General features: G+C 72.4%; 14 protein-coding genes. 6 read left to right on the plus strand and 8 right to left on the minus strand.

The genetic code is table 11. The features are described 5' to 3' along the window. Positions 1–42 precede the first annotated feature (42 nt). Together secD and ASF38_RS12810 are read right to left on the minus strand one after the other, a co-directional pair. Complete coding sequence (gene secD, locus ASF38_RS12805) at positions 43–2,334, minus strand: protein translocase subunit SecD (protein ID WP_055965925.1); 2,292 nt, start codon at positions 2,332–2,334, stop codon at positions 43–45. 42 nt (positions 2,335–2,376) lie between these two features. Beyond that, positions 2,377–2,700: a hypothetical protein gene (locus tag ASF38_RS12810; RefSeq protein WP_056576454.1), complete on the minus strand. Its 324-nt coding sequence runs from the start codon at positions 2,698–2,700 to the stop codon at positions 2,377–2,379. A gap of 87 nt (positions 2,701–2,787) precedes the next feature. Between ASF38_RS12810 and ASF38_RS12815 the strand changes: the two genes are divergently transcribed. Next, a complete protein-coding gene (locus tag ASF38_RS12815) occupies positions 2,788–3,759 on the plus strand; it encodes an aldo/keto reductase (RefSeq protein ID WP_056576457.1) in 972 nt (323 codons plus the stop codon). A 198-nt stretch (positions 3,760–3,957) separates the two neighbouring features. On the opposite strand, the gene ASF38_RS12820 is transcribed toward ASF38_RS12815, so the two are convergent. From ASF38_RS12820 to ASF38_RS12835, 4 genes are read right to left on the minus strand one after another with little or no spacing between them, the layout of a single operon-like run. Then, positions 3,958–4,548 carry a hypothetical protein gene (locus tag ASF38_RS12820; RefSeq protein ID WP_055965930.1) on the minus strand — a complete coding sequence of 197 codons (591 nt, stop codon included), beginning with the start codon at positions 4,546–4,548 and terminating at the stop codon, positions 3,958–3,960. Positions 4,549–4,608: 60 nt separating this feature from the next. Further along, positions 4,609–5,430, minus strand: a complete 822-nt coding sequence (gene efeU / locus ASF38_RS12825; RefSeq protein WP_055965932.1) for an iron uptake transporter permease EfeU — start codon at positions 5,428–5,430, stop codon at positions 4,609–4,611. A gap of 55 nt (positions 5,431–5,485) precedes the next feature. Further along, on the minus strand, positions 5,486–6,721 hold the full coding sequence (locus tag ASF38_RS12830) for an HRDC domain-containing protein (RefSeq protein ID WP_055965935.1): 1,236 nt from the start codon (positions 6,719–6,721) through the stop codon (positions 5,486–5,488). Continuing rightward, entirely contained in the window at positions 6,718–7,296 is a 579-nt protein-coding gene (locus ASF38_RS12835; RefSeq protein WP_055965937.1) for a DUF3000 domain-containing protein, read from the minus strand. Before ASF38_RS12835 ends, ASF38_RS12830 begins: the two co-directional genes overlap by 4 nt. Positions 7,297–7,395: 99 nt before the next feature. Here ASF38_RS12835 and hemE point away from each other — a divergent pair, with 99 nt between their 5' ends. From hemE to hemQ, 3 genes are read left to right on the plus strand one after another with little or no spacing between them, the layout of a single operon-like run. Further along, a complete protein-coding gene (gene hemE, locus ASF38_RS12840; protein WP_055965939.1) occupies positions 7,396–8,445 on the plus strand; it encodes a uroporphyrinogen decarboxylase in 1,050 nt (349 codons plus the stop codon). Further along, a complete protein-coding gene (hemG, locus tag ASF38_RS12845; protein ID WP_056576461.1) occupies positions 8,445–9,767 on the plus strand; it encodes a protoporphyrinogen oxidase in 1,323 nt (440 codons plus the stop codon). The genes hemE and hemG overlap by 1 nt, the downstream gene beginning before the upstream one ends. Before the next feature lie 22 nt (positions 9,768–9,789). After that, positions 9,790–10,500, plus strand: a complete 711-nt coding sequence (hemQ, locus tag ASF38_RS12850; protein ID WP_055965944.1) for a hydrogen peroxide-dependent heme synthase — start codon at positions 9,790–9,792, stop codon at positions 10,498–10,500. Between the two features lie 116 nt (positions 10,501–10,616). Here hemQ and msrB read toward each other — a convergent pair whose 3' ends face one another. Continuing rightward, positions 10,617–11,039 (minus strand): peptide-methionine (R)-S-oxide reductase MsrB, encoded by a 423-nt coding sequence (gene msrB / locus ASF38_RS12855; RefSeq protein ID WP_056576463.1) that lies wholly within the window; start codon positions 11,037–11,039, stop codon positions 10,617–10,619. 64 nt (positions 11,040–11,103) lie between these two features. Between msrB and ASF38_RS12860 the strand changes: the two genes are divergently transcribed. Further along, complete coding sequence (locus tag ASF38_RS12860; RefSeq protein WP_235497685.1) at positions 11,104–11,958, plus strand: SGNH/GDSL hydrolase family protein; 855 nt, start codon at positions 11,104–11,106, stop codon at positions 11,956–11,958. On the opposite strand, the gene ASF38_RS12865 is transcribed toward ASF38_RS12860, so the two are convergent. Further along, the gene (locus ASF38_RS12865; RefSeq protein WP_056555731.1) at positions 11,933–12,583 is read right to left on the minus strand and encodes a dihydrofolate reductase family protein; all 651 of its coding nucleotides are present in this window, start codon (positions 12,581–12,583) and stop codon (positions 11,933–11,935) included. The two genes, ASF38_RS12860 and ASF38_RS12865, sit on opposite strands and share 26 nt — an antisense overlap. Positions 12,584–12,610: 27 nt before the next feature. Between ASF38_RS12865 and ASF38_RS12870 the strand changes: the two genes are divergently transcribed. Beyond that, positions 12,611–13,438, plus strand: coding sequence for a PPK2 family polyphosphate kinase (locus ASF38_RS12870; protein WP_056555733.1), 828 nt, complete (start codon positions 12,611–12,613; stop codon positions 13,436–13,438). Positions 13,439–13,523: the final 85 nt, after the last annotated feature.

The raw sequence follows: 13,523 nt of genomic DNA on the forward strand, positions 1-13,523 counted from the left end.
CGTCACCACGTGGGCGGGCGGCAGCTCCTCACCGGGGTCGGCTCAGACGACGGCGCCGTCGGCGCTGCGTCCGTCGTCGATCTGGGCGTACTTGTCGACGACCTTGGGCTTCCGCTCCGGGTCGTGCGGCCAGCGCTCCTCCAGCACGACCGCCAGGGCGGACGCGGTGAAGATCGTCGACAGGATGCCGATCGACAGGCCGAGGAGCAGGGCGATCGCGAAGTCGGTGAGCGAGTCGCCGCCGAGGACCGCGAGCGCAGCCAGGATGAACATCGCGCCGAGGCCGGTGTTCACGGTGCGGGGGATCGTCTGCAGGATCGCCTCGTTCACGACCTCCCGTAGCTTGCGGCCGCGGTTGTCGCCGGTGTGCTCACGGATGCGGTCGAACACCACGATGGTGTCGTTGACTGCGAGGCCGATGATCGAGAGGACCGCAGCCAGGAACACGCCGTCGATCGGCTTGCCCCACCAGGCGAAGATGCCGACGACCGTCAGCACCACCGACGACATGGACAGCTGGGCCGAGACCGCGTAGGTCCAGCGGAACCGCCACGCGAGGTAGAGCATCTGGGCGGCGATCGCGATGCCGAAGGCGATGAGCGCCTTGTCGCGCAGCTCCTTGCCCAGGCTCGGGCCGATCAGCTCGTCCCTCTCCTTGGTGGCCTCGCCGGCCACGGTCTCGACCGCCTCCTCGACCTGGACGGCCTCCTCGTTGGAGATGTCGTCGAGCCGGACGGTGACGTTCTCGCTCTGTCCGTCGCCGGAGGACTCCTGCACGACGGCACGCGGGAAGCCCGCGTCGGAGACGGCCGTGCGGACGTCCTCGACGTCGGCCGTCTGGGCGGTGGAGAACTCCAGGATCCGGCCGCCGGTGAACTCGACACCGAGGTTGAGACCGCGCAGCAGGATGCCGCTGACCGACACACCGGCGACGACCAGCGTGATCGCGATCCACGTGCCGCTGCGCTTCATCAGGTCGGGACCGCGCTCGTTGAGCCACTTGCGCACGGGTCCGGTGTTGGCGATGCCGGTGACGCCCGGACGCTTGCGCAGCACGGACCGCTTCACGGCCCACTCGGTGAGCACCCTCGCGACGACCAGCGCCGAGAACATCGACGCGATCGTGCCGATGGTCAGCGTCACGCCGAAGCCCTTGACCGGGCCGGATGCCAGGACGAACAGCAGGCCCGCCGCGAGGATCGTGGTGACGTTCGAGTCGAGGATGGCCGACCACGCCTTGTTGAAGCCGGTCGTCAGCGACAGGTGGAGGTTGCCGTTCTTCTCGTACTCCTCACGCGCTCTCTCGAACACGAGCACGTTGGCGTCGATCGCCAGTCCGATGGCCAGGACGAAGCCGGCCAGTCCGGGCAGGGTCAGGGTCGCCCCGATCCAGACGAGCAGGCCGTAGGAGATGGCGGCGTACGTGGCCAGGCCGAGCGTGGCCATGAACCCGATGGCGCGGTAGACGAGCACGATGAACAGGCCGGTCAGGATGATGCCGATGATGCCGGCCTCGATGGAGGCGTCGATGGCGGCGGCACCGAGGGTGGCGCCGACGGTGCGCTGCTCGATGACCTCGACCGGCACGGGGAGCGCGCCGCCCTTGATGAGCACGGCGAGGTCGTCGGCCTCGGCCTGCGTGAAGCTGCCCGTGATGCTGGTGCTGTTGCCGCCGCCCGACGTGCACAGGTCGGGCTGGACGGCGGGGGAGGAGATGATGTCCTCGTCGAGCAGGATCGCGACCCGGTTCCCGCCCGCGGTGTTGGCGCAGGCCGCGGCGACGAGGTCGCGCCAGCCCGAACGTCCCTCGCCGGCGAAGTCGACGTTGACGACCCACTGGCCGATGCTCTGCTGCGGCTGGGCGGCCTGCGCGTCGGAGACGCCCTCGCCGTCGATGACCGTGGGTCCGAGCAGGAGCGGCTGGCCCTGCTCGTCGGCGGCGACGACCTGGCCCTCCTCGGGCTCCTGGCCCTCGGTGGCCGGGCTCAGCACCTCGTGGAACGACAGCTGGGCGGTCTGGCCGATGACCTCGGCCGCCTCACGGGGGTCCTGGACGCCCGGCAGCTCGACGATGATGCGCCGGTCGCCCGACTGCGCCAGCGTCGGCTCGGCCACGCCGAGGGCGTCGACGCGGCCGCGGATGACCTCCAGCGCTCGGGCGGTGGACTCCGCGTCGGCCTCGATCCGGTCGGTGCTCTGGGTCTCGAGGACGATCTGGGTGCCGCCCTCCAGGTCCAGTCCGAGGTTGGCCGGCTTGAAGTACGCGAAGGCGAGGGAGGCGGCGAGGACGGCGAAGGCCGTGATCGCGCGCCACAGAGGTGCACGGTTGCTCATGGAAGGACTTTCGAGGTGGTGGCGGGCTGCTGGACGGGGACCTCAGGCAGCCGGAGGACCTCGTACGAGCGGGCGCACCGCCTGCCCGGGCACGGGCACGACGGCGTGGACCGGGGCCGCGCCGCGCTCGAGCTCGGGAACCTGGTCCGCCTCGACCGGCGGGAGGGACCACAGGTCGAGGTCCCGGTGGTCGGTGTGGTCGCCGGTGGACCGCACGTGGGCGGCGTGGTGCGTGGCCGACGACGCGTGCACCATGGTGGCCCGGTGCTGCGGCGACGCCTGCGCGACCCCGACCCCGGCCACGAGGAACAGCCCGACCACGGCGGCGCACACGGCGGCGGCCAGCGTGCGACGGGGTCCAGGCATGCGCTGCAGTCTAGGCGACGTGCGCGTGGAGCCGGTGGACGCGGCCACGGGGGTCACCCGCCTGGTCGGGGTCCTAGTCTCGGTGGCATGGATCTCGCGCAGCGTCCCCTCGGTCATTCCGGCATCCAGGTGCCCGTCGTCGGCATCGGGTGCAACGCCTTCGGCAGTCGGATCGACGCCGACCAGGTGCAGGAGGTCGTCGACGCCGCGATCGACCGCGGCGTGACGTTCTTCGACACCGCCGACACCTACGGGCTGGGAGCGAGCGAGGAGCTGCTGGGCGCCGCGCTGGGCTCGCGACGCGACGACGTCGTGGTGGCCACGAAGTTCGGCATGGACATGCAGGGCCGCAACGGCGACGACGGCGGGCGGCGGGGGAGCGCCGCGTACGTGCGCACGGCCGTGGAGGCCAGCCTGCGTCGGCTCGGCATCGACCACGTCGACCTCTACCAGCTGCACACCCCCGACCCGCTGACGCCGGTCGAGGAGACCCTCGAGGCGCTCGACGCCCTGGTGCAGGCGGGCACCGTGCGCGCGATCGGCTGCTCGAACTTCCAGGCCTGGCAGCTGGTCGACGCCGACTGGCGCAGCCGGTCGGCGGACCTGGCCCGCTTCGCGACCGCGCAGAACGAGTACTCGCTGTACAACCGCACGGCGGAGGTGGAGCTGGTCCCGGCGTGCGAGCAGCTCGACGTCGGGCTGCTGCCGTACTTCCCGCTGGCCTACGGACTGCTCACCGGCAAGTACCGGCGCGGCGAGGACGCTCCGTCCGGGTCCCGTCTCGCAGCGCAGACGGAGCGGCTCGCCGGGGCCGACTGGGAGCGGATCGAGGCACTGCAGACCTTCGCCGACGAGCGGGACCTCACCCTCCTGCAGGTGGCCATGGGCGGACTGGCGGCCCAGGACGCCGTGACGAGCGTGATCGCCGGTGCGACCCGCCCCGAGCAGGTGCGCGCCAACGCCGACGCGGTCGGCTGGCTGCCGTCCGGGGACGACCTCGCGGCCCTGTCCGAGATCGGGGCCGCACGTCAGTCGTACACGACCTTCGCGCCCGCCTGAGGCGTCGGGGACGGGCCGAGGAGTGATGCGCCGGGCCGGGAAGCGCCTCACGGCGCGTGGCCGCTCGTAGCGGCTTCATTTGGGACCCGGGGCTTGCACCGACCCGGCGCGTGGACCAGCCTAACTCGCTCGCCGGCCCACACAAGCGACGAGCCGACCTGACCTCGTGACACATCCCACGCAGGGCTGCGGTGCCCGTCAGTGCAGGGAGCCGGACCGCTCCAGCGCCGCCGAGCGGCGCAGGTGCTGGGCCATGTCGAGGAGCCGGGCCGCGCTGTGCGCATCGCCGTCGTCGAGCTGTCCGCGACCTACTCCCACGATGTGGGCGAACGCGGCCGCCCGGTCGAGGACGACGTCGAGGTCGGTCACGACGATGCCGCGCACGACGGTGTCGACGAGCGCCACCACCTCGTCGGCGCCTGGGGGCTCGACGACGCCGGCGAGCACCTCGTGGACCGGGGCGAAGCCGCGGCCGGCGGCGAACTCCGCGGCGGCCTGCCGTGGCTGGCGGTGCACCCACTCACGCAGCAGGTACAACCGCCACAGGGCTCCCGAGAGCGTGTCGGGCGCGGCGTGCGACCAGAGCTCGGCGATCACGCCGAGTCCCTCGGCGTCGGAGAGGTGCAGCACTCGATCGACCAGCTCGCGGTCGTCGCGGTCCAGCGGGCCGCGCACCAGCAGGTGCGCGATGCGGTGACCGGCAGCAGCCACCTCGGCGGGATCGGTGTCGTGCGCGAGCGCCTCGAACAGCTTCTGCCCCGGCAGGGACGGGCGATGGAAGTCGCTCATCGTGGACACCGGGCTGGCATGGGCACCACCGTATCCGCCGGGGCGTAGCCCGCCACCGGATCAGGCCGCCGAGCCGACCGTCGCCGCCGTGCGACGCGGACGCAGGTAGATCCACAGCACCGGGACCAGGTACGCGACCCAGGCCACGACCTGCAGCACGGTGGGGTTCGGCTGGAAGTTGACGGTCCCCTTCAGCAGGGTCCCGTACCAGCTGTCGGGCGGGATGGTGCTGGACACGTCGAACGCGAGCGTGCCGAGACCGGGCAGGATGCCGGCCTCCTGCAGGTCGTGGATCCCGTAGGCCAGGACCCCGGCGGCGACCACGACCAGCAGCGCGCCGGTGACGGTGAAGAAGGTCGCCAGGTTGATGCGCACGGCTCCCCGGTAGATGAGGTAGCCGAGGCCCACCGCGACGAGGATGCCGCTGATCGCCCCGACGAACGGCTCCGCCGTGTAGCTGCCCGAGATGGTGGCCCAGATGATGGCGGCCGTCTCCAGGCCCTCGCGACCCACCGTCAGGAACGCCACCGTGGCGATCGCCAGGGGTCCGAGCTCGACGGCGGTGGCGAGCTCTCCCTCGAGCTCGCGCTTGAGCCCCCGTGCGGTGCGCCGCATCCAGAAGATCATCCACGTGACCAGCGCTGCGGCCAGGATCGACAGCGTTCCGCCGACGGCCTCCTGCCAGACGAAGGGCAGCTGCTCGAACACGAGCGTGACGACCGTGAACACCACGACCACGAGCGCGATGGCGCCCCCGACGCCGAGCCAGATGTACCGGGCGTCGTGGCGACGGTCGGTCCGCACGAGGTAGGCCAGCAGGATGCTGACGACGAGGCTGGCCTCGAGTCCCTCGCGCAGGCCGATCAGGAAGTTGGCGAGCACAACGACATGCTACTCAGGTTCGCCTTGCCTGACAGGGCTGCGCCTGTGAGATCGCCTACGGCTGCAGGGCGGCGGCCAGGTCGGTCGCGACGAGCTCGACCTGCCACGGGCGGGCGCCGGCCTCGGCCAGCGCATCGCCGACGTGGGCGACGTCGGGGGTGCTCGGGGGCTCCCAGGCCAGGGCACGGACCAGCCCGGGGGAGATGAGGTTCTCGGTCGGCAGGTCGTTCTGCTCGGCGATGCGCGCGACGGCCTCGCGGGCGGCGGCCAGGCGTGCCGCGGCCTCGGGGTGCTTGTCGGCCCAGGCGCGCGGCGGAGGCGGTCCCTCGCGGTTCGGCGTGGAGTGTGGCAGCTCGTCCTCCGCCAGGGCCAGACCCTCCTCGACGGCGTCGAGCCACTCCTGGACGAAGCGACGCGGACCGCGCGAGCGCATGACCGAGAGCTGGCGGAGCGCGGAGGCGTCGCGCGGTGCCTCGCGGGCGATCTCGAGGATCGAGGCATCGGGCAGGATGCGGCCCGGGGTGGTGTCGCGCTGCTCGGCGATGCGGTCGCGCGCCTCCCAGATCGCTCGGACGAGACCCAGGGTGCGTCGACCACGGGCGCGGTGGATGCCGGAGGTGCGACGCCAACGCTCCTCGCGCTGAGGTGCCCCGGTGAACGACAGCAGGGCCTCGAAGTCCTGGGCGGCCCACTCCCGCTTGCCGGTCCTCTCGAGGTCGGCCTCGATCAGGTTGCGCAGCTCGATCAGCACCTCGACGTCGAGCGCCGCGTACTCGAGCCACGGCTCGGGCAGCGGGCGGGTGGACCAGTCGGCCGCGGAGTGCTCCTTGGCCAGGCTGAGCCCGAGGTAGTGCTCCACGAGCGAGGCCAGCCCGACCCGGGGCAGGTTCAGCAACCGCCCGGCGAGCTCGGTGTCGAACAGGGCGGTGGGACGCAGGCCGATCTCGGCCAGGCACGGAAGGTCCTGGGTGGCGGCGTGCAGGATCCACTCCGCGTCACCGATCGCCTCGTCGAGGTCGGTGAGGTCGTCGAACGCGATCGGATCGACGAGACCGGTGCCGCTGCCGTCGCGTCGCACCTGGACCAGGTAGGCGCGCTGGGAGTAGCGGTAGCCGGAGGCACGCTCGGCGTCGAGGGCGACGGGCCCGGAGCCGAGGGAGACCCGGGCGCAGTAGTTGACGTAGTCGTCGACGGTGTCGATGACCGGAGGGAGCGGATCACGCAGCTGCAGGCGCGGCAGCGGGGGAGCGACCTCCTCGCTCCCGGGCGTGTCCGACGCGGACGAGCTCAACGACGTCCTCGACGTCGCTGCAGCGGGACCACCCCGGGGCTCAGCGGGGGGAGCCCGGCGAGGGTGCACAGCAGCTCGGACCAGGCCGCGACGTGGGCGCCGACCTCGGAGGTGGGCGTCCACGAGGCGCGCACCTCGACCTGGGCGGACCCGGCGTCGTCGGCCATCTCGCCGAACGTCTCGGTGGTGACGACCGTGACGCTCCCGCTGGCCGCCGTGTGCGTGCCGCCGTGGGTCGCGAGCGCGTCGACCAGCCAGCTCCAGCCGACGCTGGCCAGGGCGGGGTCGGCGGCCATCTCGGCCTCGACCTCGGCGCGGGCGAAGGTGACGCAGCGGAACTCGCCGTTCCAGGCGTCGTTGCCCGCGGGGTCGTGGAGCAGGATGAAGCGCCCGGTGGCGACGTCGTCGCCGGCGACCTCCACGTCGCCGCTGAGCGCGTGGGCGTGCGGGGCGATGCGCTGCGGTGCCGGGATCTCGTCGATCGCGACCTCCGGGCGCAAGGGTGCGGCGTGCAGCTGCTCCAGGGCAGCCAGGAACGCTGGAGGAGTGTGATCGATCTCGCTGCGGACGCCCACAGGCCGATCGTAGGCACTCCGGGCCGCGTCGGGGTCCCGACACGCAGGGCCCGGCACCGCGGCTGCACCCTTCGGCCCTGTCCCTGCGAGAATCGGCCGGTGAGCACCTCCCCCTCCGACATCACCGCCGACAGCGACTTCCTGCGCGCCTGCCGTGGCGAGCCCACGAGCCGCGTCCCCGTGTGGTTCATGCGTCAGGCGGGCCGGCACCTGCCCGAGTACCTGAAGATCCGCGAGGGCGTGGCCATGCTCGACTCGTGCTTCTCGACCGACCTGGTCGTGGAGATCACGATGCAGCCGGTGCGGCGCTACGGCGTCGACGCCGCGATCTTCTTCTCCGACATCGTCGTGCCGTTGAAGGCCATCGGCGTCGACCTCGACATCGTCCCCGGGACGGGGCCGGTCATCGCCGACCCGATCCGCCGCCGGGGTCAGCTCGAGCAGCTGCGCCGGCTCGAGCCCGACGACGTCGAGAGCATCGCGGCCGCGGCCCGCGCCCTCGTCGGCGAGCTGGGCGCGACGCCGCTCATCGGCTTCGCCGGGGCGCCCTTCACGCTGGCGTCCTACCTCGTCGAGGGCGGGCCCTCGCGCGACCACCGCATCACCAAGCAGCTGATGTACTCCCAGACCGGCCTGTGGAACGACCTGCTGGAGCGGCTGTCCCACATCGCGGCGGACTTCCTGCGGATCCAGGTGGAGGCCGGCGCGTCGGCCGTGCAGCTGTTCGACTCGTGGGCCGGGACGCTCTCGCCGTCGGACTACGAGACCTACGTGGCGCCCCACTCGCGCCGGGTGCTGGAGTCCGTGGCCGACCTCGGCGTGCCGCGCATCCACTTCGGTGTCGGCACGGGCGAGCTGCTCGACCAGATGGGTGACGTCGGCGCCGACGTCGTGGGCGTGGACTGGCGGGTTCCGCTCGACCGCGCCATCGAGAAGGTCGGCCCGGGCCGGTCGGTGCAGGGGAACCTGGACCCGACGCTGCTGTTCGCGCCGGCCGACGTGCTGCACACGAAGGCCGCGGCGGCCATCGAGCGCGGGCGCAGCGCCCGTGGCCACGTCTTCAACCTGGGGCACGGGGTGCTGCCGCAGACCGACCCCGACGCCGTGAAGGGCCTGGTGGACTTCGTGCACGGGTACGAGCGGGTCTGATGCGCGTCGCGGTGGTGGGCGCCGGCATCGCCGGGCTGACGGCGGCGCTCGACCTGGTCGAGGCCGGGTGCGACGTCGTCGTGCTCGAGGGATCGGACCGGATCGGCGGGAAGCTGCACGTCGACCGGGTGGGCGACCTGCGGGTCGACGTCGGGGCCGAGTCGCTGCTCGCGCGACGTCCCGAGGCCGTCGACCTCGCGACACGGGTGGGCGCCGAGCTCACCCACCCCGCGACCACGTCGGCGTCGATCTGGACCCGGGGGGCCCTGCGGCCCCTGCCGCCGACCGTCATGGGCGTCCCGGCGGACCTCGACGCCCTCGAGGCCTCGGGCATCGTCGCCGAGCGGCCCGTCGGGCACGCCCTTCCCGTGCCCGAGGACGACGTCTCGGTGACCGCCTTCCTGGAGCCGCGTCTCGGCCGGGAGGTCGTGGACCGGATGGTCGAGCCGCTCCTCGGTGGGGTCTACGCCGGGCACGCCGACCGGCTCTCGCTGCGGGCGGCGGCGCCGCAGGTGCTGGCCCTCGGCGAGGACCCCCTCGCGGGCGCCGCTCGGACCCGGGCGCAGACCCGCACGCTGGAGACCCCGGTGTTCGCCGGGATCGTCGGCGGGGTCGGCACCCTGCCGCACCGCGTCGTCGAGCACGGCGGCCTCGACGTCCGGCTGCGGTCGACCGTCCGCGCGATCACCTCCGTCGACGGCGGCTGGGAGCTCCACGTCGGGCCGACGTCGGCCATCGAGACCCTGGCCTTCGACGCCGTCGTCGTGGCCGCACCCGCGCCGGCCGCTGCGCGCCTGCTCGCGGAGGCCGCGCCGCCGGCGGCGTTCTCCCTCGCGGCGATCGACTACGCCTCGATGGCCATCGCGACCTTCGTGCTCGACGGCCCCATCGACGTCGAGGGGTCCGGGTTCCTCGTGCCGCCGATCGACGGCACGGTCGTGAAGGGCTCCACCATCTCGACCCACAAGTGGGCCTGGCTGGCCGAGGTCGCCGGGGACCGCACGGTCGTGCGGGCGTCGATCGGCCGCGCGGGCGACACGGGGGTGCTCCACCAGGACGACGAGCAGGTCGCCCACCTGGCGCTGACCGACCTCGCTGCGGCCTACGGGTCGCTCCCGTCCGTGCAGTCCGCCCACGTGCAGCGCTGGGGCGGCGGGCTCCCGCAGTACGACGTCGGTCACCTGTCACGGGTGGCGACCGTCGAGGCCGCGGTGGCCCGGGTCGACGGCCTCGAGGTCTGCGGAGCGGCCTACCGCGGCGTCGGGGTGCCCGCCGTGATCGGGTCGGCACGAGAGGCCGCAGCCCGCCTCCTCGCCCGGTAGACGAGCGGGGGAGGATGGTGCCATGAGCGATCGTCTGCCGAACCAGGGAAAGCTGGCCAAGGAGATCAACGAGACCATCCGCTACACGATGTGGTCGGTCTTCAGGCTCGAGCGGGTGCTCGGCGACGCCGACCGTGCCGCCGAGGCGGCGGAGGTCGACGCGCTGGTCGAGCGTCTCGCCGGTGACGACGTGGTGGTCCGTGGCTTCTACGACGTGAGCGGCATGCGTGCCGACGCCGACCTGATGGTCTGGTGGCACGCCGAGACCGCCGAGGCGCTCCAGGCCGCGTACAACGCCTTCCGGCGGACCGCCCTCGGCTCGCGCATGGCGCCGGTGTGGTCCCAGACCGCGCTGCACCGCCCGGCCGAGTTCAACAAGTCGCACGTGCCCGCCTTCATGGCCGACGAGACGGTCCGCGACTGGGTGTGCGTGTACCCGTTCGTGCGGTCCTACGAGTGGTACCTGCTCCCCGACGAGGAGCGCCGCGCGATGCTGAAGGAGCACGGCATGCAGGCCCGCCCGTACCCCGACGTGCGCGCCAACACGGTGGCCTCGTTCGCGCTGGGCGACTACGAGTGGCTCCTGGCGTTCGAGGCCGACGACCTGCACCGCATCGTCGACCTCATGCGCGACCTGCGCGCCAGCACCGCCCGCCGCCACGTCCGCGAGGAGATCCCCTTCTACACCGGCCGTCGCCACGACCCTGCCGACCTCACGGCCCTCTGGCCCTGACCCGTGATCGTGTCTCCCATCAGCTGATGGGAATCACGAGCCCACCACGGTCTTCACCCACTCACCATCGCGTGCACGCCAGGGTGAGTGGGTGAGAACCAGGGTGAGCGAGCAGATCAGTCGGGGACCTGGGTCAGGCTGATGCCGTTGATGCAGAAGCGCTGGTCGGTCGGGGTGGGGAAGCCCTCGCCCTCGAACACGTGGCCGAGGTGCGAGCCGCAGCTCGCGCAGCGGACCTCGACGCGGCGCATGCCCATCGAGCGGTCCTCGATGTACTGCACGCGGTCCTCGGCCAGGGGCGCGTAGAACGCCGGCCAGCCGCAGTGCGCGTCGAACTTGGTGTCGCTGCGGAAGAGCTCGGAGCCGCACGCCCGACAGGCGTACGCCGCCTTCGTCGTGTCGGTCTCGAAGGAGGAGCTGAAGGGCCGCTCGGTGCCCGCCTCGCGGAGCACGTGGTACTCGGCGGCGCTGAGCTCGGCGCGCCACTCCTCGTCGGACTTCTCGACGTCGTAGCTGGTCTGTTCCACCTGGTCGGACATGTCTCCAGCCTACGTTCAGGTGCAAGTGTCCACGCGTTCACGAACGTGTGGGAGGAACGACCCTGTGGACGTGCGACGTGTGGTGACGACCGGGCTGCTGGTGACGACGACGGCCGCGGTGGCGGCTGCACTCGGTGCCCGGGCGGTGCTGCAGCACCAGGCGGCGACGGCGCGCGCGGCCATCGGCAAGCCCCTGGGCGAGGACGCGCCGCAGGCCGACCGGGTCTTCAAGAAGCGGCTCGGCGCCACGATCGACCTGCTGGTCCTCGGCGACTCGATCGCAGCCGGGCTGGGTGCCGACGGACCGCGGGGCACCCTGGGGGCGCGGCTGGCGCGTCAGGTCGCCAAGCGGACGGACCGTGCGGTGCGCCTGCGCACGGCCGCTGTGGTCGGGTCCGAGAGCAGCATGCTGGACGCGCAGCTGGCCACCCTTCCGCTCGACTACGTCCCCGACGTCGCGATCGTCGTGGTGGGCGGCAACGACGTGACGCACCGGGTGCCGGTGGCGGAGTCGGTCGGGCACCTCGAGAAGTGCGTCGTGGACCTGCGGGCGAAGGGCAGCGCCGTCGTGGTGGGGACGTGCCCGGACCTCGGCGCACTGACCCCGGTGCCGCAGCCGCTGCGCGCGCTCGGTGCCCGCGCGTCACGCCAGCTGGCGTCGGCCCAGCGCGAGGTGGCCCTGCGGCACGGCGCCTACGTGGTGTCGCTGGCCGACGTCGTCGGTCCGTTCTTCGTCACGAACCCGGACGAGATGTTCAGCCTCGACCGGTTCCACCCCAGCTCGCTGGGCTACAAGCGCACGGCGAAGGCGATGCTGCCGTCGGTGCTGGCAGCGCTGGGCGAGCACGACGAGGTGCCCTTCGGCCACGCCTGGCCGGTCCTCGCCGATCCGGTCAGCGGTCGCGCACCCACCGGGTGAGCAGGGTCCCCTGGACGTCGAGCGCGTGCGCGAGGCGGAGGGGGACGTCGGTGGTCTCGTCCCCGACGGAGATCCGTCGGCCCTCGCCGACCACGAGCACGGGCGAGAGTGTCAGGCACAGCTCGTCCACGAGGTCCAGGGTGGTCAACGTGCCGAGCAGGGACGGCCCGCCCTCGCACAGCACGCGCCGAAGTCCGCGCCGGCCGAGCTCGTCCAGCACCGCGGGCCAGTCGATGTCCGTGTCACCGGTCGTGAGCACCTCGACGCCGGCCGCCTCGAGCGCGTCGACCTTCTGCCCGTCGACGTCGGCCGGCGCCACGACCAGGACCCCGGGCACGCGCAGACGATCGGGGACGTCGAGGCTGCGGCTCACCAGGGCCAGCACGCCGTCCTCGATCGGGCCGTAGTCCTCGGCGCGCGCCGTGCCGGCGGACACGAGGACGACGTCGCAGAGGTCGCGCAGGAGGTCGAAGGCGGCCTGGTCGGCGTCGGTCCCGAGCATGCCGGAGACGCCGTCCGGGCCCTGGGCCGAACCGTCCACGCTCGACACGAAGTTCACGCGGACCCAGGCCCGGTCGACGTCGGGGTAGGCGTAGAGCGCGGGGTCGATCGTCGGCAGGGCCATGACGCACAGCCTAGGTACGGTGACGCCATGACGCAGACCCTGAGCAGCACGCTGTCGGGCACCACCTCCCTCGCCGACGTCGACTCCAGGTCGACACCCGGCTTCGACGGTGCGAAGGACGACGCCCTCGAGGCCCTCGCTGCACTGGGCCCCGAGCTGGCCGACCTGCAGGAGCGGCTCCACGCCGAGGGCGCCACCGGGGGTGAGCGGTCCGTCCTGCTCGTCCTCCAGGGGATGGACACCTCGGGCAAGGGAGGCGTCATCGAGAAGGTGGTCGGGCTGGTGAGTCCGCTCGGCGTGCGCATCGCCTCGTTCAAGAGACCCACCGAGGAGGAGCTGGCGCACGACTTCCTCTGGCGGATCGAGCAGCAGCTCCCGGCCGGCGGCGTGCTGGGCGTGTTCGACCGGTCGCACTACGAGGACGTCCTGATCGGTCGGGTCCGGTCGCTCGCGGACGCCGACGAGATCGAACGGCGCTACGACGCCATCAACGACTTCGAGCGTCGCTACGTCGACGCCGGGGGCACGCTCCTGAAGTGCCTGCTGCACATCAGCCCGGAGGACCAGGCGGAGCGCCTGGCTGCGCGCCTGGACGATCCCACCAAGCACTGGAAGTTCAACCCGGGCGACATCGACGAGCGTGAGCTCTGGGACGAGTACCAGGCCGCGTACGACCTGGTGCTCCAGCGGACGTCCACGGAGCACGCACCGTGGCACGTCGTGCCCAGCGGCCGCAAGTGGTACCGCAACTGGGCGGTCGGCAGGCTCCTGCTGGAGGCGCTGCGCGGCCTCGACCTGACCTGGCCGGAGGCCGACTACGACGTCGCCGAGCAGAAGCGACGTCTCGGGGAGTGACCTCCCTCAGCCCGTCTTCTTCGCGGTGAGGGTGGCGTCGAAGGTGAGGTCGGGTGTGCCGCGGTAGTTGAGGTGGACGCTGGCG

The sequence above is a fragment of the Aeromicrobium sp. Leaf272 genome (assembly GCF_001422865.1).
Taxonomy (GTDB): Bacteria; Actinomycetota; Actinomycetes; order Propionibacteriales; family Nocardioidaceae; genus Aeromicrobium.

Bases quoted from the DNA above. Each gene is read 5' to 3' on its own strand.
- ASF38_RS12870 (WP_056555733.1), top strand. From the start codon at position 12,611: ATGACGCAGACCCTGAGCAGCACGCTGTCGGGCACCACCTCCCTCGCC.
- ASF38_RS12865 (WP_056555731.1), bottom strand. From the start codon at position 12,583: ATGGCCCTGCCGACGATCGACCCCGCGCTCTACGCCTACCCCGACGTC.
- msrB (WP_056576463.1), bottom strand. From the start codon at position 11,039: ATGTCCGACCAGGTGGAACAGACCAGCTACGACGTCGAGAAGTCCGAC.
- ASF38_RS12810 (WP_056576454.1), bottom strand. From the start codon at position 2,700: ATGCCTGGACCCCGTCGCACGCTGGCCGCCGCCGTGTGCGCCGCCGTG.
- hemQ (WP_055965944.1), top strand. From the start codon at position 9,790: ATGAGCGATCGTCTGCCGAACCAGGGAAAGCTGGCCAAGGAGATCAAC.
- secD (WP_055965925.1), bottom strand. From the start codon at position 2,334: ATGAGCAACCGTGCACCTCTGTGGCGCGCGATCACGGCCTTCGCCGTC.
- ASF38_RS12820 (WP_055965930.1), bottom strand. From the start codon at position 4,548: ATGAGCGACTTCCATCGCCCGTCCCTGCCGGGGCAGAAGCTGTTCGAG.
- hemG (WP_056576461.1), top strand. From the start codon at position 8,445: ATGCGCGTCGCGGTGGTGGGCGCCGGCATCGCCGGGCTGACGGCGGCG.
- ASF38_RS12815 (WP_056576457.1), top strand. From the start codon at position 2,788: ATGGATCTCGCGCAGCGTCCCCTCGGTCATTCCGGCATCCAGGTGCCC.